This is a genomic window from Bacillus sp. AFS098217, from assembly GCF_002551815.1.
In the GTDB taxonomy this organism is placed as follows: Bacteria; Bacillota; Bacilli; order Bacillales; family Bacillaceae_G; genus Bacillus_A.
On record NZ_NVPR01000059.1, the window covers coordinates 1 to 21,207 of the forward strand.

Annotated in this window: 21 protein-coding genes; 13 read left to right on the forward strand and 8 right to left on the reverse strand. The window is 35.7% G+C overall.

Going from position 1 to position 21,207, the window contains the following annotated elements:
* Positions 1-71: 71 nt before the first annotated feature.
* Positions 72-1,514, reverse strand: a complete 1,443-nt coding sequence (locus COO03_RS16325) for an MATE family efflux transporter (RefSeq protein WP_097898170.1) — start codon at positions 1,512-1,514, stop codon at positions 72-74.
* Positions 1,515-2,116: 602 nt separating this feature from the next.
* Here COO03_RS16325 and COO03_RS16330 point away from each other — a divergent pair.
* Complete coding sequence (locus COO03_RS16330) at positions 2,117-3,763, forward strand: peptide ABC transporter substrate-binding protein (protein ID WP_097898171.1); 1,647 nt, start codon at positions 2,117-2,119, stop codon at positions 3,761-3,763.
* Positions 3,764-3,796: 33 nt separating this feature from the next.
* Here COO03_RS16330 and COO03_RS16335 read toward each other — a convergent pair whose 3' ends face one another.
* On the reverse strand, positions 3,797-4,000 hold the full coding sequence (locus COO03_RS16335) for a hypothetical protein (RefSeq protein WP_097898172.1): 204 nt from the start codon (positions 3,998-4,000) through the stop codon (positions 3,797-3,799).
* Positions 4,001-4,617: 617 nt separating this feature from the next.
* Here COO03_RS16335 and spx point away from each other — a divergent pair.
* Positions 4,618-5,013 (forward strand): transcriptional regulator Spx, encoded by a 396-nt coding sequence (spx, locus tag COO03_RS16345; RefSeq protein WP_000258267.1) that lies wholly within the window; start codon positions 4,618-4,620, stop codon positions 5,011-5,013.
* A 274-nt stretch (positions 5,014-5,287) separates the two neighbouring features.
* Here the strand turns inward: spx and COO03_RS16350 are convergent, their stop codons facing one another.
* On the reverse strand, positions 5,288-5,962 hold the full coding sequence (locus COO03_RS16350) for a TerC family protein (protein ID WP_097898173.1): 675 nt from the start codon (positions 5,960-5,962) through the stop codon (positions 5,288-5,290).
* A gap of 352 nt (positions 5,963-6,314) precedes the next feature.
* Here COO03_RS16350 and mecA point away from each other — a divergent pair, with 352 nt between their 5' ends.
* From mecA to COO03_RS16380, 7 genes are all read left to right on the forward strand, one after another.
* Positions 6,315-6,986, forward strand: a complete 672-nt coding sequence (gene mecA / locus COO03_RS16355; RefSeq protein WP_097898174.1) for an adaptor protein MecA — start codon at positions 6,315-6,317, stop codon at positions 6,984-6,986.
* 84 nt (positions 6,987-7,070) lie between these two features.
* The gene (gene cls / locus COO03_RS16360; RefSeq protein WP_097898175.1) at positions 7,071-8,615 is read left to right on the forward strand and encodes a cardiolipin synthase; all 1,545 of its coding nucleotides are present in this window, start codon (positions 7,071-7,073) and stop codon (positions 8,613-8,615) included.
* A 96-nt stretch (positions 8,616-8,711) separates the two neighbouring features.
* Positions 8,712-9,953 (forward strand): competence protein CoiA, encoded by a 1,242-nt coding sequence (locus COO03_RS16365; RefSeq protein ID WP_097898176.1) that lies wholly within the window; start codon positions 8,712-8,714, stop codon positions 9,951-9,953.
* A gap of 50 nt (positions 9,954-10,003) precedes the next feature.
* The gene (gene pepF, locus COO03_RS16370) at positions 10,004-11,830 is read left to right on the forward strand and encodes an oligoendopeptidase F (protein WP_097898177.1); all 1,827 of its coding nucleotides are present in this window, start codon (positions 10,004-10,006) and stop codon (positions 11,828-11,830) included.
* A gap of 291 nt (positions 11,831-12,121) precedes the next feature.
* Positions 12,122-12,262: a hypothetical protein gene (locus COO03_RS27120; RefSeq protein ID WP_154724632.1), complete on the forward strand. Its 141-nt coding sequence runs from the start codon at positions 12,122-12,124 to the stop codon at positions 12,260-12,262.
* 17 nt (positions 12,263-12,279) lie between these two features.
* The gene (locus tag COO03_RS16375) at positions 12,280-12,561 is read left to right on the forward strand and encodes a hypothetical protein (protein WP_097898178.1); all 282 of its coding nucleotides are present in this window, start codon (positions 12,280-12,282) and stop codon (positions 12,559-12,561) included.
* Entirely contained in the window at positions 12,515-13,279 is a 765-nt protein-coding gene (locus COO03_RS16380; RefSeq protein ID WP_170958123.1) for a phosphotransferase, read from the forward strand. Before COO03_RS16375 ends, COO03_RS16380 begins: the two co-directional genes overlap by 47 nt.
* Positions 13,280-13,937: 658 nt before the next feature.
* Here COO03_RS16380 and COO03_RS16390 read toward each other — a convergent pair.
* The 3 genes from COO03_RS16390 to COO03_RS16400 form a co-directional block, all read right to left on the reverse strand.
* Complete coding sequence (locus COO03_RS16390; RefSeq protein ID WP_097898181.1) at positions 13,938-14,831, reverse strand: ClpXP adapter SpxH family protein; 894 nt, start codon at positions 14,829-14,831, stop codon at positions 13,938-13,940.
* Entirely contained in the window at positions 14,831-15,229 is a 399-nt protein-coding gene (locus COO03_RS16395; RefSeq protein WP_097898182.1) for a globin domain-containing protein, read from the reverse strand. Before COO03_RS16395 ends, COO03_RS16390 begins: the two co-directional genes overlap by 1 nt.
* A 206-nt stretch (positions 15,230-15,435) precedes the next feature.
* Positions 15,436-16,014, reverse strand: coding sequence for a CYTH domain-containing protein (locus COO03_RS16400; RefSeq protein ID WP_097898183.1), 579 nt, complete (start codon positions 16,012-16,014; stop codon positions 15,436-15,438).
* A 144-nt stretch (positions 16,015-16,158) separates the two neighbouring features.
* On the opposite strand from COO03_RS16400, the gene COO03_RS16405 reads away from it, so the two are divergent.
* Genes COO03_RS16405 through COO03_RS16420 form a run of 4 tightly spaced genes read left to right on the forward strand, consistent with a single transcriptional unit; the run spans position 16,159 to position 18,918 of the window.
* Positions 16,159-16,530 carry a hypothetical protein gene (locus COO03_RS16405; RefSeq protein ID WP_097898184.1) on the forward strand — a complete coding sequence of 124 codons (372 nt, stop codon included), beginning with the start codon at positions 16,159-16,161 and terminating at the stop codon, positions 16,528-16,530.
* Positions 16,531-16,560: 30 nt separating this feature from the next.
* Entirely contained in the window at positions 16,561-17,199 is a 639-nt protein-coding gene (locus COO03_RS16410; RefSeq protein WP_097898185.1) for a GTP pyrophosphokinase, read from the forward strand.
* Positions 17,200-17,217: 18 nt separating this feature from the next.
* A complete protein-coding gene (locus COO03_RS16415) occupies positions 17,218-18,015 on the forward strand; it encodes an NAD kinase (RefSeq protein ID WP_097898186.1) in 798 nt (265 codons plus the stop codon).
* Positions 18,016-18,030: 15 nt separating this feature from the next.
* Positions 18,031-18,918: an RluA family pseudouridine synthase gene (locus COO03_RS16420; RefSeq protein WP_097898201.1), complete on the forward strand. Its 888-nt coding sequence runs from the start codon at positions 18,031-18,033 to the stop codon at positions 18,916-18,918.
* 36 nt (positions 18,919-18,954) lie between these two features.
* Here COO03_RS16420 and prpE read toward each other — a convergent pair whose 3' ends face one another.
* Positions 18,955-19,695 (reverse strand): bis(5'-nucleosyl)-tetraphosphatase PrpE, encoded by a 741-nt coding sequence (gene prpE, locus COO03_RS16425; RefSeq protein WP_097898187.1) that lies wholly within the window; start codon positions 19,693-19,695, stop codon positions 18,955-18,957.
* Positions 19,696-19,772: 77 nt separating this feature from the next.
* Entirely contained in the window at positions 19,773-20,933 is a 1,161-nt protein-coding gene (locus COO03_RS16430) for an FtsW/RodA/SpoVE family cell cycle protein (RefSeq protein ID WP_097898188.1), read from the reverse strand.
* Between the last annotated feature and the right edge of the window lie 274 nt (positions 20,934-21,207).

Genomic DNA, 21,207 nt, shown 5'->3' on the forward strand with positions numbered 1-21,207 from the left:
ATTATGAAATTGATTCATTTGTACGCTAGAAAATCAAAATAAATTTATAAAAGTAGTGTATACGATTTATATTAGGCTTGAACCGGTGCTGACTCTTCAGAAATCTCCGGTTTAACAAGAGCGTAATTTTCCCATGCTCTGCTTTTCCAGCGGAAGAACATAATAATTGCACGCGTCCACTCATCGATGGCAATAGCTAGCCAAATACCAGGCAATCCCATGTGTAAATAAAACACAAAAAAGTAGCCGAGCGGTAAACTCATGAGTACCATCGAGAATGCTCCAATTAGGACAGGGTATTTTGCATCACCTGCTGCACGGAGTGAATTGATGATGACAATATTCATCGTTCGTCCCGTTTCTAATATAAGGCTTAATAAAAGAACGGATGCTCCTAGAGCGATGATATGAGGATTATCTGTAAATAATTCCATTAACTGAATGCGAAATGTTATGACAAGAATGACCATACATAACGTAACACCGATAGCCCACTTTACACTTTTCCACACGCGTATATAGGCTTCATCTTTTTCATTTCCGCCAACTAAACGACCGACGATAATGGCTGTTCCCATTCCAATAGCGATCGCAAATAAATACGTAAACATCGAAATGTTTGTGGCGTATTGTCTTGCTGCTAATGACTCTGCACCTAAGTATGTCGCGTAGTATAAGAAGACGATTTGACATGCCTGGTACATAACTTGCTCAAATGCAGAGGGAATACCGATTTTTAAGATTTTCCCTATATATTCCTTTGATAAGGTAAAGTAGTATGTTAATTTTACGCGGTATTCCATGACGCGATAGAGTAACCAGAAGAAAACAATGAGTGCGATAAATCGACTGAATGCAGAGGAAATAGCAGCCCCTTGCACACCGAGTTCAGGCATGCCAAACTTTCCGAAAATAAGCATATAGTTTCCGGCAATGTGAAGGATATTCATTCCTAGTGAAATAAACATCGCTTGTTTTGTAAATCCATGAACACGAATAATTGCAGCTAGTGAATTGATAATAGCTTGAAGAAAGATTGCTCCTCCGACAATCGATAAATAATTTTGTGCGTAAGCTAAGACATCGCCTTGTAAATTCATTGTGGCCATCATATTTTTTGAAAATAAAAGAAAAACGGTACTTATAATAAGGCCGACCCCTAAATTTAAGGTAACTGCTAATGCTGATATTTTTGACGCTTCCATGTATCGTTTGGAACCGAGATACTGAGATACAACAATTGCAGCACCATTTCCGATTACTTCTAGCACTAATATTGCAATGTGGAGATATTGATTCGCTGCGCCAACACCCGATACTGCATCATCTGATAATGCACTTAGCATAAAAGTGTCAGCGATCCCCATTAACATAAAAAGAAAAACTTCTAAAAAAATAGGCCATGTTAAGAAGAATAAATTTAACTTTTCTTCTTTCCTGTTTTGTGAATGAATGGCTGTCATCCCATCCCCCTCTTTACTAACATCATTTTTAAGCAAAGTGTATCTTATCATACTTTATTGACACTTGCATTCATTTTGCAGCGCAGATCATAAAGTATTTGTAAAGAAAACATAATGGGATTTTTTCTATATAAGTACAAATTGAAAAATAGACATAAAACCTTTCTTTTTAGGTGGGAGAGAGAATCCAGCCATGCATAGAAGTCAGATCCTTTTCCTGCCCCATGCCAAGTGAAAATAAAGAGAGAAAATAAGTAGCGGTCACTGTTTGTTCTTCATAGCCGCGACTTATATGTTGGAAAATCAAAATGGATATATAGTGTGTGACATGTAAATTCGATAGGGGGTCTAGGTTATATAGAGAACAGAGAAAGAAAAAAGTATAATTATCCAAAAATATTATAGAATATAACATTTGTTATATTCTGATAATTTATATTTTTTGAAAAACGGTTAATTTATGCATTTCACACAGGTAAAAAGGCGATATAAAGCGTTTGCGAAAAACGCAATGTTAACAGAAAATTTTAATAAGATAGAAAAAGAAATATACAAAAAACACATTTATGTGTATAATATGAATTATTAGAAGATATATACATTTCTTTTTGTTTGGAAATGAAAGGGCTAACATTTTTTAGGGGGATGGAAGGATGAAGAAGAAGGTACCAGTTTTTGTAGCATCAACATTAGCAATGAGCATGTTATTAGGGGCATGTAGCTATCAAAAAGACGAATCGCAAGCGAAAGCAAAAGGGGAAAGCGGTAAAAGTAATGCGAAACAAGTATTAAATTTAGTTGAAACACAAGAAATTCCAACGATGGATCCAGCGTTATCAGCTGATTCGGTTTCTTCAAGAGCCATGAATAATACGATGGAAGGATTATATCGTCTTGGAAAAGATGATAAATTAGTTCCGGGAGTAGCGAAGGAATATAAGAAGTCAGAAGATGGTAAGAAGTATACTTTTAAGTTACGTGAAGATGCAAAATGGTCAAATGGTGATCCTGTGACAGCAAAGGATTTTGAGTATGCATGGAAGAGAGCGATCAATCCTGATACAGCTGCAAAATCAGCATACATGATGTATGATATCAAAAATGCAGAGAAAATTAATAAGAGAGAGATGGCACCAGATCAATTGGGTGTAAAAGCGACTGACGACTATACGTTAGAAGTAGAATTAGATAATTCTATCCCGTATTTTGTAGATTTAATGGTGTATCCGTTATTTTACCCTGTAAATGAAAAATATGTAAAAGAGCAAGGGAACAAGTTTGGATTAGAAGCAAATACAACACTTTACAATGGACCATTCGTACTTAGTGAGTGGAAACACGAGAGAAACTTCCAGATTAAAAAGAATCCATCATATTGGGATAATAAAGTAGTGAAGCTGGAAGAAGTGAACTTCAATATTGTAAAAGATACAGCTACTCCAATTAATTTATATGAAACAAAAGCGATCGATCGTGCAACATTATTAGCAGAATTTATCGATAAATATAAAGGGAAACCAGATTTTATAACATTAGACGAAACATCAGTATTTTTCCTTCGTTTAAATGAAAAGGATCCAGCGTTAGCAAATAAAAATATTCGTAAGGCAATTTCACTTGGTTTTGAACGAAAACCACTTGTTGATACACTTTTAAATAATGGATCTATTCCAGCAACCGGATTAATTCCAGGTAAATTTATGTTCGGTCCTGATAAAAAGGATTTCCGAGTTGAAAATGGAGATCTTGTGAAACCGAACATAAAAGAAGCGAAAAAATATTGGGAAGCTGGGAAAAAAGAACTTGGTAAAAATGAAATTGAGTTAGAGTTGTTAAATGAAGACGTAGAATTATCCAAAAAGACAGGTGAGTATTTAAAAGGTGAGCTAGAAAAGAACTTACCAGGTTTAACAGTGAAAATTAAACAACAGCCATTTGCGCAAAAATTAAAATTAGAAGATGCAGGTGACTATGTCATGTCATTCTCTGCATGGAGTGCAGATTTCCCAGATCCAATTACATACCTTGATATGTTTGTAACAGGTGGCGCGCAAAATAAAATGGGATATTCTAATCCGAAATATGATGAAATTATTATGAAAGCGAAGAAAGATGGTAGCGATGTAAATGCACGTTGGAAAAATTTACTCGAAGCAGAGAAAATGTTGCTTGACGATGCGGCAATTGCTCCAGTATATCAACGTAGTAGAGCATACTTACAAAGAGAATCAATTAAAGATTTATACTTCCATAAATACGGTGGCGATTTAAGCTTTAAATGGGCATCTGTAGGGGAATAATGCAAAAAGAAGCAGGCGATTGCCTGCTTCTTTTTAATACGTACGTTTTTTATAAACTCCTTTACCTCCAACTTGTTTCCAACCAGATTGTATGTCGGAGCTTTTATTAACAAACTTCATTTTTTCTTTCCCGCCAAAGAGTTTTTCACCGATGCTATTTGTAATGACGCCAATGAATGCTGTGATCCCGATGACAAGGGCCGCCACAATTGCAAAATCAATAAAAAAAGCAATCATATGTAAATTCCCCCTTTGCCTGTCTGTACTTTTATTGTATGAGAAAAAAGTAAAAAAAGAAAGAAATATCAGAAAAATATTCATTTTGACTAGAAATATGCTAGACAGTAATTATGAGATTTGATAGAATGAATAAGAACGAATGTTCTTTTTGTATATCTCCAAGTCTTACATTTTACCATCATTTTACCGAAAAAAGGTAAGGAAATGTTAGCTTTCAAACAGGTAGGTTTTCTTATGAATAGGAAGGAAATCAATTTCTAAAAAGGTTGAAAAACGCTTTGACAGCACATATCAAGGACTAGAGAATTCGTTTCTTTGCGTGTGTAAATCGAATGTAAGCATGCTAAGAATCGGCTTGAATTTGAAGAGGGATTTTCTGATTAGGAAGGAAATTTACTGTATATTTCTTGGTAAATCTATTGTATAATGACTATAGAAGTTACTTATTTAAAGTAATTGTTGTTTGTTAAAAATTGCTTATTCAGTTGTTGCTTACATGTAAAGCGATTTTTTATTTTCTTGTAAGACAAGTTATAGTGGAGAATTGCTGGAACATAGAAATTTAAACTGTAATTAGTACAGAATTTGTACTCTTTAAGGAGAGTGAGTCTTGTATGGTAACACTATATAGTTCTCCAAGTTGTACGTCTTGTAGAAAGGCGAAATTATGGCTAGAGGAAAATCATATTCCCTATACAGAACGTAATATTTTCTCAGATCCATTAACGATTGAGGAAATTAAAGAAATTTTACGCATGACAGAAAGCGGAACGGATGAGATTATTTCTACTCGTTCGAAAGTTTTCCAAGAATTAAATGTTAACTTAGAATCTTTACCACTTCAAGATTTATATAAGATGATTCGTGACTATCCAGGCATTTTACGTCGTCCTATTATGATTGATGAAAAACGCCTTCAAGTTGGTTATAATGAAGACGAAATTCGTCGCTTCTTACCACGTACAGTAAGAACATTTCAACTACGTGAAGCACAGCGTCTTGTAAATTAATAATAAAGTTATGTATGCGAAAACCTTCTACTATCATAATAAGTAGAAGGTTTTCGCATAATTTCAGTTATATATATCCATTTTGATTTTCCAACATATAAGTCACGGCTATGAAGAACAAAAAGTGACCTGCGCTCGTTCTCTCTCTTTGTTTTAACTTGGCGTGGGGCAGGAAGAGGGTCTGACCGCTTCTATGCATGGCTGGATGCTCTTTCCTACCTAAAAAGAAAGGGTTTATGTTGGTGCTTCAATTTGTATTTATATACTACATGTATCAATGGTTCATATTACGCAGTTTTACATGTTGAACAATAAAGCCGACACATAATACTGTAAAAATGAAGAGGAAGGGAATACTTGCTGTAAAAGTAGGATTATGATTGAAAAAAGTTGCAAGTCTCGTTTCGTGCGTAATCATTTTTCCTGCTGTGTAAGCTAAAATTGCACCTCCGCAATAAATGAGAAAAGGGAATCGTTCCATAAATAATAGAATGAGTTTGCTACCCCAAATAATAATGGGGATGGAAATTAATAAGCCAATAATTACGAGTGGAATATTTCCATGAGCTGCTCCAGCAATTGCAAGGACATTATCAAAACCCATAACGAGATCGGCAAATACGATTGTACGCACTGCTTGAAATAATGTTGTTTTTGCTTGAATAGAAGAAAGATCATTGTTATTATCGGTCAGTAAATTTACAGCAATCAGTGTAAGCAAGATGCCTCCGATAAGTTGCAAAAATGGTATATCGAGCAAATAGACGGCAAGTATTGTGAGCAGAATTCGCAGTACAATTGCTAAACTAGTACCAATAAGGATGGCCTGATTTCGTTTAGATTCGGGTAGATTACGACTGGCAAGTGCGATGACAATTGCATTATCACCACCTAATACAACATCGATACCGACAATCATTAGTATAGATGTCAAAAAATCTAACTCCATTATTTTGCCTCCATTTATTCTGTTTTAATAAACGATTATGTATGGGAAGAAAAAGTTTGATCAGCTTTATCCCGCTATTTTTGAATAGTAAGCGCTACTACTGGAAACTTTACTGTATTACATTGTACGGTGTGATAGGTAAATGTATGTCCAATTTTTTGTTAATGGAGGGTGGATGTAATGGTTTAGTTTAATATAAATATGGGCGAGTGACTGTTTTTATAAAATAAAACGATTTTATTTCCATTCTGGAGAATCTTATCATAAAATGAAAGTACAAGAATCTATTGATTTGTCATATGAGTGGGGAATCCCTTCATAACAATTCTAAGCAGGAAGGGAGAGTTGTATTTTGGATATTGAAAGAATTAATGATCATACGATGAAGTTTTTTATTACGTACGTTGATATAGAGGATAGAGGGTTTAATCGTGAAGAGATCTGGTATAATCGCGAACGAAGTGAACAATTATTTTGGGAAATGATGGATGAAGCACGCGATCATGATGATTTCTTTATTGATGGACCATTGTGGATTCAAGTGCAGGCACTTGATAAAGGACTTGAAGTACTTGTAACGAAAGCACAGCTTTCAAAAGATGGACAAAAATTAGAATTACCAATAGGTCTAGATAAAATTATCGATATTCCTCTAGACGAGCATATTGAATCTTTGTTTCAACAAGAATTAGAGGAAGAAGCGGGGACAAACTTTAACGAAGATGGAACATTTGGCTTTTTAATTAAATTCGATGATTTTGAAGATGTTATTTCATTAAGCCATCGTCTTATCTTTGAAGATATAAAAGATGAATTATATTCGTTTGAAGACCGCTATTATGTATATGTTGAATTTGATGAAGTGCTACACGATGAAGAAGAAATTGACCGTGTTTTAAGTATTATTTTAGAATATGGGGAAGAATCTACTTTAACGGTTCACCGTGTAAGTGAGTACGGTAAACAGATTGTTAAAGAACATGCACTTGAGACGATTCGCAGTCATTTTCCTTCTAAAACGTAGGCCGATTTCTATAGTATGAAATCGGCTTTTTATATGATGGGCATATTAAGGGGTAGAAAAGCTTTGTGGATAAGGGGGGCAGAGATGAAAAATACGTTAAAGCTACTTTTCTTCTTTTTAGGATTATTTGCAGTGTTTGTTTCGCTACGCATGATTATTGATGTAGCATTTTATTCGGATGTAATAGGCATAAAAAACATTTCATTTTTAGGTATTTTAAGTATTCTATTTACTGTTTCTGCATTTTTAATTGGTTGTGTTATTTTCTTGGAAAATCGAAATCCATCTAAAACATTGACATGGTTAATTGTGTTAGGTATTTTTCCTGTATTTGGATTTTTTGCTTATTTATTATTTGGACAAAACTTTCGCAGAAAACGAATGTTTCAAAAGAAGGCGCTTTTGGATGAACAAGCTTTCTTGCAGTACAAAGGACATGAGGATTATCAGGAACGCATCTTGCAAAACCATAAACACCAGGAGTTATTATTTCGGTTAGCTGATCGACTTGGAGCATTAAATATTTCGTTTCAAACCGAAACAAAAGTGTTAACAAATGGGGATGAAACGTTTCAAATGATTTTGGATGGGTTGAAAAAGGCGAAGCATCATATTCATATGGAATATTATATTGTACGTGATGATAAGCTTGGAACAAAAATTAAAGATATTTTAATTCAAAAGGCTAAGGAAGGCGTTATTGTCCGTTTTTTATATGATGCTGTTGGGAGTTTTAAGCTTTCAAACGCTTATATCGATGAATTAAATGATGCTGGTGTAGAGATGATTCCGTTTTTTCCAGTACGTTTTCCAATCTTAAATGATAAAATTAATTATCGGAATCACCGAAAAATCGTTGTCATTGATGGAAATGAAGGATTTGTAGGTGGGCTAAATATTGGTGATGAATATTTAGGGGAAAATAAATATTTTGGGTTTTGGCGAGATACGCATTTATATTTACGAGGTGAAGCAGTACAAAGTTTACAATTAATTTTCGTACAAGATTGGTTTTATATGACGGGTGAGGCTGTGTTAGCACCTGAATATTTACGAGTAAAGCCAGTAGAAGGGGATCATTGGGGCGGTGTGCAACTTGTTGCAGGTGGACCAGATAATAAATGGGAAACAATTAAACATCTTTACTTTACAATGATTGCTTCTGCAAGAAAATCAATTTGGATCGCTACACCTTATTTCATTCCAGATGATGATATTTTATCTGCATTAAAAGTAGCAGCTCTTGCGGGCATTGATGTTCGTTTATTAATGCCTAGTAAACCTGATAAACGAACTGTCTTTTATGCATCGAGATCTTATTTTCCGGAGTTATTAGATGCAGGTGTAAAGATATATGAATATGAAAAAGGCTTTCTCCATAGTAAAATCGTAATTGTCGATTCTGATTTAGCATCGATTGGGACAGCGAATATGGATATGAGAAGTTTTCATTTGAATTTTGAAGTGAATGCCTTTTTATATGATACAAATAGTATTCGGAAACTTGTTAAAGATTTCGAAGATGATTTACAAGTATCAAGTGAAATTCATGTGGATCGCTTTCATAAAAGGCGCCTTCATAGACGGATTGTTGAATCAACATATCGCTTATTATCACCTTTATTATAGAGAAAAGGATGCTTTTACAAAAGCATCCTTTTTTTGCGTAGAAAGGAATTTGCAATAAATTGTAGAATACCAAAAATATAGAAAGGGTGTGATAGTATGTTTGTTGCAAGGAGAGAGAATGGTGAGAAGGTGCACCTTCTTTACAATCGAGATAAGAAGACATTACTTACGATGAGGAAGAAGGAACGTTTTTTTTGTCTAGTTTGCGGGAAAGAAGTACAGCTTAAGTTAGGAAATCAGAAGACTTGGCACTTTGCTCATAAAAAAGTGGATCAGTGCTACGTTTCATCTGAACCGGAATCTACCTATCATATGCGCGGGAAAGAGCAGTTATATAGATGGCTCAAATCGCAAGGGTTTCATGTGGAAATTGAGCACTATCTTCCAGAGATTCGTCAAAGACCGGATATTTTTATGGAGATAAAGGGAAGAAGAATAGCGATTGAATATCAATGCGCGTCAATCTCCACTGAACAATTAGTAAAGAGAACCTATTCATACCGGAAAGCGGGAATACAAATCATCTGGATATTAGGTGGTAATCAATTAAAAAGGTACTCTGCTTATTGGACCTCATTATCCTCCCTTCACTCTTTTTGTATACAATCTTATCCTCAGCCGCTACTCCTATTTTTTTGTCCAAATGAAAAGTTATTTATGAAATGTGTATTTCTCACCCCGTTTTCTACCAATGTTCATTTCTCACATACCATTCATTTTCTGATACGTACGAGTACTTTCGAAGATATTTTTTGTCAGGTTCCTTTTCAGAAAGAGCGTTTGGAACGAGAATGGCAAAATAAAAAGAACCACTTTCGAATGAATGTCCTACCAATCTGGAATTATAGTCATAAATCATTGCTCCGCCTCTTATATCAGTTCAGACTTTCTCCTTCAAATTTTCCTTCTGAAATCGGTGTTCCACTTCCATCTGCATTTGCATTTCAAACACATCCTTTTGTATGGCAGGCTTTTCTTTGTCTAGACTTCATTGGCAAATTTAAAATTGGAGAATATTTTTCATTGCACGCTGTCTTTTACTATGTAAATAAAAGGCGTAGCATGCAGCGGCGAATATTACCGTATTTTTCACAACATGTATGGAAGTTTGCAATCGTAGAGTATATAACATTTTTATGTAAAGTAGGGATGATTGAAAAAGTCGATCTGTATAAGTATCGAAAAGTGAGGCAATTTACTATGTCAAAAACAGAGGAGGAAATAAAAGAATATGACGCAATTTGCTTAGCGCATGCACTATCTCTATTTGAAACAAAGTATAACATGAGAAAAGAAAAAGGGGATATAATAAAAGAGTGCCTAGAAGGATTTACATAAGAAGAATCGAATTGTACTTAAGTAGAGAAGATTAAAGGGAGGGTCTATTGATGCCTGGACAAAATACAGTAAAAGCATTGCCAAATCGTAGTGAAATTGAAGAAATGAACACATGGCGTTTGGAAGATATTTTTCAAACGGATGAAGAGTGGGAAAAAGAATTTCAAGCAGTGAAGGAGCTATTGCCAAAATTAGCTGAATTTAGAGGGAAACTTGGTGATTCTGCGAATACGTTGTTAGCAGTATTACAGCATGAAGATGAAATTTCAATGCGATTAGGAAAGTTATATACATATGCTCATATGCGTTATGATCAAGATACAACAAATTCTACTTATCAAGCACTGAATGATCGTGCAACAAACTTATATTCACAAGTTTCAAGTAGCATGGCATATATCGTTCCTGAAATCTTAACAATTTCAGAAGAAAAGTTACAATCATTTTTACAAGAGGACAAAGAACTGAGTGTATATGAGCATGCATTAGAAGAGATTACACGTCAGCGTCCGCATGTGTTGTCAGAAGCAGAAGAATCATTATTAGCAGAAGCATCTGAAGTGATGAGTGCATCAAGTAATACATTTGGTATGCTTAATAATGCAGATTTAAAATTCCCATCTATTAAAGATGAAAATGGGGAAGAAGTAGAAGTAACACATGGCCGTTATATTCAATTTTTAGAAAGCGATGATCGCCGTGTTCGTCATGATGCGTTTCATGCTGTCTTTGAGACATATGGAAAATACAAAAATACATTTGCAAGCACATTAAGTGGTGCAGTAAAACGTAATAACTTCAATGCACGCGTTCGTAAATATGATTCTGCACGCCAAGCTGCATTAAGTAATAATAACATCCCTGAAGCGGTATATGATCAACTTGTCGAGACAGTAAATGAGAACTTACATTTATTGCATCGTTACATTGACATTCGTAAACGTGCATTAGGGCTTGATGAATTGCATATGTATGACTTATATACACCACTTGTACCAGAAGTGAAAATGAATGTGAAATATGAAGAGGCACAAGACATTTTATTGAAATCTTTAAACGTCCTTGGTGACGAGTATGTTGAGATTTTAAAGGAAGCGTATGAAAACCGTTGGGTAGATGTATATGAAAATAAAGGGAAGCGCAGCGGGGCATACTCATCTGGTGCATATGGAACAAATCCGTATATTTTAATGAACTGGCATGATAATGTAAATAATCTATTTACACTTGCACATGAGTTTGGTCATTCCGTGCATAGCTACTATACAAGAAAGACACAACCACATGTATATGGCGACTATTCAATATTCGTTGCCGAAGTTGCATCTACTTGTAACGAAGCAATTTTAAATGATTATTTATTAAAAACGACAGAAGATAAGAAAGAACGTTTATATTTATTAAATCATTACTTAGAAGGATTCCGTGGAACTGTATTCCGTCAAACAATGTTTGCAGAATTTGAACATATCATTCATAAAAAGGTACAAGAAGGTCATGCAGTAACGCCAGATATGTTAACGGAAATTTACTATGATTTAAATAAAAAATATTTTGGAGATGCTTTAGTCATCGATAAAGAAATTGGTTTAGAGTGGTCTCGCATTCCGCATTTCTACTATAATTACTATGTATATCAGTATGCAACAGGATTTAGTGCAGCAACAGCTTTATCCAAACAAATTTTAGAAGAAGGAAAACCAGCGGTAGAGCGTTATATTAATGAATTCTTAAAAGCTGGAAGCTCTGACTATCCAATTGAAGTATTGAAAAAAGCAGGAGTAGATATGGCATCACCAGAGCCTGTTAAAGAGGCGTTACAAGTATTTGAAGAGAAGTTAAATGAATTAGAAGCATTATTGTTTGAAGATAAGTGAGGTATTTGCTTCATTACAATTAAGTGAAAGACCACAAGGAAATTTCCTTGTGGTCTTTTTTGTAAAGTAAAAAACTTGTTTTTGGATATGTTGAGAATGTTACGAAATACACTTAAGAAATAATTAGAAAATTGATTTTAAAAAAATATTCACTGCAAGTATATGTCCAAGCGATGTATTTTAATTTAGCATACTATACTAATAATTCACACGTGATAAGGGAGTAGTAGATTCAGATTGGAATTTGTAGCACATCAATTACATGGTTAGGTTTTGCAGGAGGACACGGAAATGTTTGCAACGATTATCGACACACTTTATTTAAACCACGATTTGGCACGTGTAATGGGAGTTGCAGGATTAGAATCAGTAAAGCACATTGAATTGGAAGAATTGTATCGAAAAGCTAGAAGAATATTTTTAATCTTGTAACAAAGGTAGGGATAGACATGGACAAAATGGTTTTGGAAGTACTCTCAAAATACGGGATACGTCCTCAAAAATGTACCCTAATTAGAAATAAAGAAGATAGGAGTGTGTGGAAAGTAGAGGGGAAGAAGGGTAAATTTGTATTAAAATTAGTTAGTGCTGAAAAGGCCCAAAAAATTTCGAATGTAACCCTGTTTCTTTCAGGTAAAGGAATTCCTGTAATTCCTGTTGTTCCGACATTAAAGGGTGATTTTGTTGTCCGAAGCAAAAAAAAAATTTTTCGTTCTCTTTCCATGGTTTGATGGAGAAGCCATCAGTTACAGAACTCCGGGAACAATTGAGAAAATGTCTGTCTTATTAGCTCAATTTCATGAAGCTTCTAGAGGATTCCAAGCAGCAGGCAAACCAATCAAGAAAACAGAATTGGATTTGTTGAAGGAGTATTCAAGAAAAGTTGAACAGTTGGATAAAATATATAAGAAAGTGCGTTCGAGAAAAGATCCAATAGTAAAAGTTTTCTTAGATTATTATTCTTGGTTACGTAAAAGGTGTGATTGGGTGATAAATACACTTCCGAACACATCCTATTATAAACTTTTAAAATTAGCAGATTTGGATCCGGTATTGATTCATGGTGATTATGCAAAATATAATATTCTTAGTGATAATGAGGGGAATTGGAAAATTATAGATCTTGATGATGTAGAAATTTCTTTTCCATTGAAGGAGTTATCGAAAATGATGAGCCGAATAGATTGTAAACTTGGTAATTGGAGCTTGGCTAGATATCAATCGATACTACAATGCTACAGAAGTATTCGTCCTTTTTCTGAAGAAGAGGAGGAATTACTTCTATTCGATCAGTGTTTTCCTGATCGAATACTAAATTTGATGAATAAATATTATAGAAAAGACAAGAAGGATGAATCTTTTTTAGAAGAATTTAAGAGTTGCTTAGCTATAGATAAAGAAAAAATAAAGGAATTATCCATAAAAGATTTAGAATGGGGTTCTTCGTGAAAGGGTGTGAATGTAGCCTGGATATAAAGTGAAACTTTAATCAGTGGGGGGGGCTTCATCCCCCACTGATTGTTAGTTGAACGAATCGGGCTTTTACGGGCAGTTGATCCCCCGCCTAACTTCTTTGCTTTTACTGAATTTTGAAGTGGGGGTCTTACTGCCCGCAAATAGCGGGATAAATAAAAAGAACCATCCTTTTTAAGTATTTCTCTCAAAAAGGATGGTAAAAAGTTAAAATATACGGTTATGAGATATTTTCCTTTTTTAGAAACCTTTAAAGCGTTTATAGTGGTTCAGGTAGGATATAATCAATATAATTGCTCCAAATAGAAGGGGAAGAGATATAAGTAAAGGAAAGGTTTTGAGTAAAGAGAGAATATATAAACAAAACGAACCAATCAGAAGACAAATAAACAGTAGAATATGAAATTTTCTCATATATAAACCTCCTCTATATATCATATTCAAAAATGAAAACGTTTAGAATGTGACAGAAGTGTGAAATTCGACAAAAAGTGTTGTCATTCGACGTCGAATCTTGTAATATAATAGATGTGAACGAATTCACATACAAACATATACCCCTTTGTTTGAACGTGAAAATTTCTCCCATCCCCTTTAATATTTTTATAAGCCGTAAAGAAAAAGACCTGGTGTTTTACACCAGGTCTTTTTCTTTTGCAATCCATTTCCAATACCGTTCACATTTCATCTCAATCATTCGTACTTTTCTTTTGAGTGACAATTTTTTTAGCTCTCGTTCTATTTCTTGTTGCGGACAGCCATATATAAATGCAAGTTCTTTAGAGGATATAAATTGGACCATTTCTAGTAAGACCTCCAGCCGAGGTAATGGAGCAGGCTCAATATCACACTTCACAAGTTCCTTTAATAACTGTACATATACATCATATGAATAAATTCCCGCGATTTTAATGCCTTCCTCATTTGAATTCGCATGAAAGAATACAAGGGAAGGGATTTCGGTAATATGCATTTCATTTGTGAATTTCAAATCACATTGGAATGCCTTTTTTGCACTAATTGAATGCAGATCTTTTTTAAATTCTTCTATATCAATACCACTTTGCTCAGCACATGACAGTAATAATTCTGCATCTGGTTTGGATACATTTTCAAGAAAAATGTATTCTTGGAGTTTTCGCAAAAACCTCGAACCTGCTTTTCGACCTTGCAACTCCGCCGCTTTAATTGCAATAGAAACTAAGTACGGTGTAGATGAGGCATCTTGCATATTGACCTTTCCATCACATGAAAATCCGTGCAAACTTGTTGTTTTTTCCCACACAAATCGAATATTAGCAGGTTTATTCCATTTGTGTGAGGAGGCAATGGCCCCATCCACTTTGCCAGTTAATATATGTCGGATTGAAAAGTATTTTCCGTATTCGAGCCATAATTTAATGATGACTGGTTCGATGTCCCAACAGTCTTTACAAAGTGGATCGATAAACAAATAAGCTTCTACAGATTTATGTTCGCATTTGGAAAGAGAAGGCATGTGCGTATGCTTTGCTTCCTGTTTATCCATTATGCTTCACCTGTTTCATTTGGAGTATTGACCATATGCTGTGCAGTTAACGCTAAACGTTCAAAAACAAATTCTCGAATGTGTCCGTGTACTCCAGTATCTTCCATAGCTTGCTCCATACATGCTAACCAGGCTTTTGCTCGCTTTGGTGTAATCTCAAAAGGGAGATGGCGTGCTCTTAGCATAGGATGACCGTGTTCTTCTGTGTATAAGCTTGGTCCCCCTAAATACTGTGTTAAAAATTGCTTCTGTTTCCTGGCTGTTTCTGTTAAATCGTCTGGGAAGATGGGAGATAAGTCAGGGTGTTTACTGACATAGGAATAAAATGTATCGACTAATGTTGCAATGCATTGTTCACCGCCAATTGCTTCAAATGGTGTCATCGGTTGCTTGCTCATCCTTTATAAACTCCTTTTCCATCAAGTGTATATCTATTGTAGCAATGGATTGTTATGAAGAGCAACTAAACAGCTTTCATCCAATCTTTTGCTCATTATATGTTTCTTAAGCAGATCTATTTTCTTCTAAAATGCTGAAATAGAATCTGTCAGTTGGCGAAGACGAACCAGCAGTGAAAAAAGCGTTCACTGCCGGAAGTTTCACTTTAGCGTGCATTGTTTTGTTTTGCAAGAAAAAAGCGTTGCACTTTATTCTTTGTATGCCGAACAGGGATATGATATTGATTCAATAAGTGAAGAAAAGCAGCTTTACCTGTCGGCTCGTCTTGTACTTCGTATTCAAGTTCATAATCATCGTGATTGTAATAGAAACTATGATCAAATACAAGTGTTCCGCCTTTAAAAGGAATTTCTGCTCTTTCTGTTGTTAAGCTTCCCATATAAGCTAAAGTAGAAACGGGAATTTGTAATTCATGTAGCTCTTTTGCTACAGGGCCTGTAATAATTTGAGCGGTTTCCATCATAAGATGCGCCTCTTGCTCTGTTAGCGTTTGATGCGTCTCAAGTAATCCAGTTTCAGCTGGTTGTTTTAAAGTTAGTGTATAAGCGCCGTTTTTATGACGAATACGAAGAGCAGAGCCAGCCTTTTTTAAAGAAAAATGCGGAGTTTCAAAATAATGATTTACTTGTTTTGTAAATGATTGAATGGAAAACGCTTTGCATAATGATTGAAATTCCTCTTGCGTGACCATATTTTTGAATTCAATTTCAATTTCTTGTGTCATTGTATGAGCTCCTTTTTAAAAATAATTCTGTAGACATTATCGCTTTTTCACAAATTTGGTTCAATGTTTTATTTGTTTGCACCCATGTTATGATACAATAATAGTGCCAAGTAAGACAGGAAGCTGATATGGAGGAATTTGAGTATGCAAAATAAAATTCAAGTTAAGAGCGTAGAAGAAAGAGAAAATGCTCTTATTTTTTGTGCGGAAAATACGGAATTACAGGTAGAGGAGTTAACAGCACGTAATCACGTACTTGTAGACTCAGATCATTTATCATTTTTATATATCTTAGAAAATGAATCATCTTTCATTTATGTAAGTATTCCGCATACATGTTGGGAAGCAATGCATGATGCAATGAAAAAGGAAAAGGTCATGTTTGTTCGCGTAAATAATATTGAGATTGAGTTAGAACAATTAAAAGAAGAAGTAGAATATTTAATTGAAAATATTGAAGGTAATGCAAATTACGGGGAAGAACTTGTGACAGCAGTAGAAAAAGTATTTCTGTAAGCAAATGGATTGATTTTGGTGGTGGTTGAAATGAATCGTAATTGGGAAGAATTTTTAGCGCCGTACCACCAAGCGGTGGCAGAGCTAAAAGTGAAACTAAAAGGAATGCGTTCTCAGTTTACAATGTTAACAGAACACTCTCCGATTGAATTTGTAACAGGCAGGGTGAAGTCGGTTGCAAGTATTATTGATAAGGCGGAAAAGCGAAATGTACCGCTTGATCGGCTCGGAGAAGAAATGCAGGATATCGCTGGTCTTCGGATGATGTGCCAATTTGTTGATGAGATTAAGCCTGTTGTCGAATATCTTCGAAAACGGAATGACTTTGAAATTGTGGAAGAACGAGACTATGTGACGCAAAAGAAAGAAAGTGGTTATCGTTCGTATCATGTTGTAATTAGTTATCCCGTTCAAACGATTTGTGGAGAGAAAAAAGTACTAGTTGAAATTCAAATTCGAACGCTAGCAATGAATTTTTGGGCAACAATTGAACATTCTTTAAATTACAAATATAGCGGGCGTTTTCCAGAAGATATTAAAGTACGCCTTCAGCGTGCGGCAGAAGCAGCATTTTTGTTAGATGAAGAAATGTCTTCGATTCGTCTTGAAATTCAAGAAGCACAAAAGGTTTTTTCGCGCAAACAAGAAGCGAAAGAATCCGAATTATAAACTAAAGGGTGTTGGGCGATGAAATTTGCAATTATGTCAAAGGGAGATCAATCATCAAACGCGCTTGCGAGTACGATGACGGAATATTTGCAGGATTTTGGATTTACAATGGATGAAACGGAACCTGATATTGTAATTTCTGTTGGGGGAGATGGAACGCTTTTATATGCGTTTCACCGTTATTATAATCGATTAGATGAGACTGCATTTGTTGGTGTGCATACTGGCCATTTAGGATTTTATGCAGATTGGTTGCCTACAGAAGTAGAAAAGCTAGTGATTGCGATTGCCAAGACACCATTTCAGGTAGTAGAATATCCGCTTTTAGAAGTCATTATTCGCTATGTGAATGGCAGTAAAGAATCAAGGTATTTAGCGATGAACGAAGCAACTGTAAAAAGTGCGGAAGGTACATTAGTTACAGAAGTAGAAATTCGCGGGGAATATTTTGAAACATTTCGCGGAGATGGTCTTTGCATTTCTACTCCTTCGGGAAGCACAGCCTATAATAAGGCACTTGGCGGGGCAATTATTCATCCTTCTATTGAGGCAATTCAAATTGCGGAAATGGCATCGATTAATAACCGTGTATTCCGTACAGTGGGCTCACCGCTTGTTTTACCAAAGCATCATACATGTGTTTTAAAACCAACTGCAGGAATGAAGTTGCAAATTACAGTGGATCATTTAACGATGGTTCATCAAGATGTGAAATCAATTCAGTATCGCGTTGCAAACGAGAGAGTGCGATTCGTTCGTTTCCGTCCTTTCCCGTTCTGGAAACGAGTTCGTGATTCATTTGTTGCGGATGAATAGAGAGGGTTTATGCATTTGAAGGGATTTACACTAAAATGGTATATAACAGAGGCGGAAGAGGGAATGCTCATTCGGGAGTTTTTAAAAACGAAAGGGATTTCTAAAGCTGCTTTAACTGATATAAAGTTTCATGGCGGAGCAATTGAAGTTGATGGTAAGCATGCGACGGTTCGCCACATATTACAGGCTGGAGAAGAATTGCGAGTGTTTTTTCCGATTGAGGAAAGAAGTGAAGGCATGCAAGCTGAAAATATTCCACTGTCTATCGTATATGAAGATGATTCAGTTCTTGTAATCAATAAAGAACCATACATGTCAACCATTCCATCAAGGGAGCATCCGACTGGAAGTGTTGCGAATGCGCTTCTGCATCACTATGATAAACAAAATCTTGCTAGTACGGTACATATTGTAACAAGGCTTGATCGTGATACTTCAGGACTGATGTTAATTGCGAAAAACCGATTTATTCATCACCTTTTATCAAAGCAACATCAACAAAAGCAAGTGAAACGAACATATGAAGCGATTGTTCACGGAGAAATGCTGGAAGAATCGGGTACGATTGATGCACCAATTGGAAGAAAAGACGATAGTATTATTGAACGAATTGTATGCGAGGGTGGCCAAAAGGCAATTACTCATTTTCAGGTTATGGAGAGCTTCCCGAACAAGACGCGTGTAGCGTTGCAGCTAGACACTGGAAGAACGCATCAAATTCGTGTACATATGGCATATGTAGGGCATCCGCTGTTAGGGGATGACTTGTATGGAGGGAGTACGTCGCAAATAAAACGACAAGCGCTTCATAGTACAAGTTTAACGTTTTATCATCCTATTTTAGAAAAACAGATGACTTTTCATAGAGATGTGCCAGAAGATATGAAAGAAGTATTGAAATAAGCTGCCTTCAGCGTATGAGGGCAGCTTTATTTTGCATTATGTAATAGGACGAAATTTCTCAGGCACAAACGGCATCGAAGAGGGAACTGAAATTGTCTTCATCTCTGGATAGCTGAGTCCTGTTAGTTTTCCTCCAAATACAGCCCCTGTATCAATATTTACGGTATGATTAACAAATCGAGGTTCTGCTACAGGGGTATGTCCGTATATAATCCAAGCTTTACCTTCATAATACTTTGCCCAATCACGACGGACAGGAGAGCCATCAGGATGTTTTTCCCCTGTAATATCACCGTATAATACAAAGGTTTGGACTTTCTTATCTGTTCTGCCTATATAATCTTGGCGAATACCAGCGTGACAAACGATGAGTTTGCCGTTATCTAATATATGGTAGAGAGGAGACTGTTCATATAGATCAATAAACTTTTTTTGTATGATTTTTTGCTCACGGGTAGGTAATGATTCATATTCAGCGACAGTTGTTTCTAATCCGTGTGCGATTGTTACGTTACGTCCGATAAAAAAACGGTATAGCTTATTACAATGATTCCCGGGTGCATAGTATGCTTCTTTTCGGTTTATTATAAGTTCCCATACAATTTCAATCATTTTGAGGGAGTGCGGACCGCGATCTGTAATGTCACCGACGAAAGCAAGTTGTCGCCCCCCAGGATGAACGGGAAGTCCGCTTTCCCAATGATAGCCGAGCTGCTCTGTTAACGTTTGAAACTCTTCAAAGCAGCCATGAATATCCCCGATAATATCATATTGCATGTTATAACCCCCATCTCTGTTTTTTCTTAGTATACCTAAAGTGAATATGGAAAAAACCATATCCCATTGGATATGGTCTAATCAAACATAAATCTTTTCGTTCGTGATCGTACGTTTAGGATGAAGCCAATCGCAATCATATATGTTAGCAAAGAACTACCACCATAACTCATAAGTGGAAGGGTGATTCCTGTGATTGGAAGTAACCCGATTGTCATTCCAATGTTTTGGAATACTTGGAATGTAAACATGCCAACCGTTCCTGCACATAGATAACTGCCAAATGGATCTTTACATTCTAAAGCGATATGAATCATGCGGTAAATGAGCAGGAAGAAAAGTGAAATGACGACACTTGCACCTAAAAATCCAAATTTCTCTGCAATATTTGTGAAAATAAAATCTGTATGTGGTTCTGGAAAATATACTTCGCTATTTTCCCATCCTTTTCCATGAAGCTCGCCAGAACCAGTAGCTAAAAGAGCCTGACGTAACTGATACCCTTGTGTATCGTATTCATAAGGTGCTAACCAGCCATAGAAACGATCTAATTGATATTCCTTTAAAATATGAGCCTTAAAGAATTCTGTATGTTCGAAGTAAATATAAGTTAGCGCAGTAGCGGCTGCAATAACAAGAGCCGCTAAGCCTAAAATAAAGCGCCAACGTACACCAGAAACTAAAATCATTGCTGCGAGCATCGCTGAAATCACCATCGTATTTCCTAAGTCTGGTTCCTTCGCTATGAGAAGCAATGGAGGTAAACTAGCGGCAAATATTTTCCCAAGTAAAATCAAATCTTCACGCGGTGAGCGAAACGGATATTTCTCATTATGATTTGTGATAATCCTTGCAACGACAAGAATTAGAAATAATTTCATAATTTCAGAAGGTTGGAAATTACCAAGGCCCGGTAAACTGTACCAGGCGGTAGCTCCTTTAATTGTCACAGCTCCCGGAATTTTGAGTTCAAGTCCAATGAGGAGTAACATGGCAACCCCATATAAATACCAAGCGATTTGTTTATAGCGATCAAAATCAACAATCATAATGACGAAAATGGCGATTATTCCAATGACGTACCATTGAATTTGTTTCAGTACGAAATTTACACTTTGTAAAGCAGGTGGTAAAGATGGCTGAGCACTTGCAATGGCAAAACAGCTCACAGCCGCGATTGCAAATAAAATGAGTATTAATATGTAATCTATTTGATATTGAGAATTCTTATTCTTCACCGTATGTAGTCCTTTCTACTGCTCTTTATGTAATAAAAAAAAGACGTTATTACCATATTAGCGAATTTTGGATGGTTTGCAAATATGCTGTTTGGAATTTGAATGTGGGATGTTAGATTATATAGATATAAATTGAGAAACTGATAAAAAAACCTTTCTTTTTAGGTGGGAGAGAGGGTCCGCCTATGCATAGAAGCGGTCAGGGCCTATTTTCGCCCCCGTGCCATGTTAAAACAAAGGGAGGAAGTGAGGGTAGGTCAGCTTGAGGTTTCGT